The sequence below is a fragment of the Acinetobacter sp. YH12064 genome (genome assembly GCF_013419735.1).
Taxonomy (GTDB): domain Bacteria; phylum Pseudomonadota; class Gammaproteobacteria; order Pseudomonadales; family Moraxellaceae; genus Acinetobacter; species Acinetobacter amyesii.
In genome coordinates this window covers 1-2,047 of record NZ_VOZP01000037.1, presented here as the reverse complement: position 1 = coordinate 2,047, position 2,047 = coordinate 1, and the positions used below count along the sequence as shown (strand labels likewise).

2 protein-coding genes and 1 pseudogene are annotated in these 2,047 nt (G+C 38.4%); all 3 read right to left on the bottom strand.

What is annotated here, in order from left to right; genetic code table 11:
* Window positions 1-185: 185 nt before the first annotated feature.
* Window positions 186-644 (bottom strand): ribosomal protein S18-alanine N-acetyltransferase, encoded by a 459-nt coding sequence (rimI, locus tag FTU13_RS17330; RefSeq protein ID WP_180126777.1) that lies wholly within the window; start codon window positions 642-644, stop codon window positions 186-188.
* A gap of 117 nt (window positions 645-761) precedes the next feature.
* Window positions 762-1,643, bottom strand: coding sequence for a metal-dependent hydrolase (locus FTU13_RS17325; protein ID WP_078193116.1), 882 nt, complete (start codon window positions 1,641-1,643; stop codon window positions 762-764).
* 216 nt (window positions 1,644-1,859) lie between these two features.
* Window positions 1,860-2,047, bottom strand: a pseudogene (gene tuf, locus FTU13_RS17320) (elongation factor Tu); the annotation flags it as partial.

The following is a 2,047-nucleotide window of genomic DNA, read 5'->3' as shown; positions in this document are numbered from 1 at the left end:
GAGGATCAGAAAGCTTGTTTGAATCGATGTATTTCATCCGCAGATTATGCACGAATGCTAAGAAATCCGGAGTGCAAATATTAACCAAAAAGAAAATCGTTTTTTGATTTATGAAAGAGATCTAATAAAATAGCATCCGTTTATTCACGAATGCTTTCTTTAAATTTGATCACTCTTCACCGCTTTTATTTAAATAAAGCTGCAAAATCATCACCACAAGTCTTCACCATAATAATGGCGTGCTCACGCGTTCCATCGGCATTTGGATAATAATTTTTTCGCAAATCGATTTGATGAAAATCCGCTTTTTCATATAAACGGATCGCTGGTTGATTACCTTCTCGCACTTCTAAGAAGATTTGAATGGGGTTATTTTTGAGTAAGGCAATAGATTCATTGAGCAATTGAAAACCTAAACCTTTCCCTTGTTGGCTCGGATCGATCGCCATCAACAGCAAATTTGCTTCATCTAAAACGGATTGTAAAATGCAAAATCCAACAACTTTTCCTTGTCTCTCAATCACCGTACATTGATAGGCAGCAATCGATTCTTGAAATTGTTTTAAGGTCCAAGGATGGCTTTGTACACGGCGCTCAATATCGTAAACCTGCTGTACATCAGCGTCTTGCATCAAACGAATCATCTTCGTTTATCTTTCTATGGCTAGGGTATGCGCATTATAAAAAGTTTGCTTCTAAAGTTGAATAAAAAAAAGAGCGATTTACATCGCCCTTCTCAAAAAGTCACCACGGCGCTGAGATTAGAGACCCAAATATGCTTTCCACGTTTTTAACAAACCTGAAGTATCTAAATCATTCGGGTGAAAACCAGGTTTAAAATACATCAACATTTCTTTACCCATACCAGTGATGATGCCTTTTGAAGGGCTATAACCATAGGTATAAATATCTTTTAATGCTTCAAAATTAAGCTTGTTATCTTCTTTTAATAAACGAGCGACAAAATAACTTTGTACGAAGAATAATGTCACCATTGCGCCAATCAATGAACCTGTACGGAGTGCGTAGGCCTTTATTCCCTGACCAAAGACACCTTCAAATACATCATAAGCTACGGCTTTATGCTCATTTTCTTCAATCGCATGCCATAACCACATATTTTTCATAGTTTCATCAGTCATTAAGGCTTGAATATGTGGGTTTACCAATAACTGTGAAGCAATCGTTGCAGTGAAATGCTCAAGTGCCGTAGTTGCAGTAAGATCCACCATTTCTTGAGTAATACCAACAGGTTTACCAATACGTGCAAAGACTTTACGCACACCTTGGATAACACGACCCGTTGCCTTATCAAGTGTTTCGACATCATGACCGTATTTTTGTGCAGAAGCATTAAAACCCTCATGCTCTTGCGTATGCATTGCTTCTTGACCAATGAAAGCACTAATTTCTTTTTGTAGGGCTTCATTATTTGCGATCGCGGGGTGTTTACGTACTGCACGCACACTATCAATAAAGAACATTTCACCCGCGGGAAATAAAGCAGACAATGCGGTCATAAAATGTGTCAAACCTGCTGAGCCATTCATCCAGTACTCTGGTACCGCATCAAAATCAAAATTCATGCGACGTACAGGGAAACTTGCACCTGCTCGATTAGTAATCTTTACTTTAGCGTTCATGCCTAACTCCTTTTTGAGTTATGAAATACTCAAACTTTTATTGGTTTTCTTGAGTTCATATTACGGTTTTATTGACGCGTAATTATTTCAGTTAAGGACAGTGAATTATCACTAAAGGACAGCTTTAAAAAATATTGTCAGACAATTTTTCTATCACATTGAATAAGCATAAAAAAAAGCGCCTCAAAGAGGCGCTTTTTTACACACATTTAGTGATTATGCAGTTACTTTAGAAACTACACCCGCACCAACTGTACGACCACCTTCACGGATCGCGAAGCGTAAGCCAGCGTCCATTGCGATTGGGTGGATTAATTCTACTGACATTTCTACGTTGTCACCAGGCATAACCATTTCAACGCCTTCTTTAAGCGAGATCGCACCAGTTACGTCAGTTGTACGGA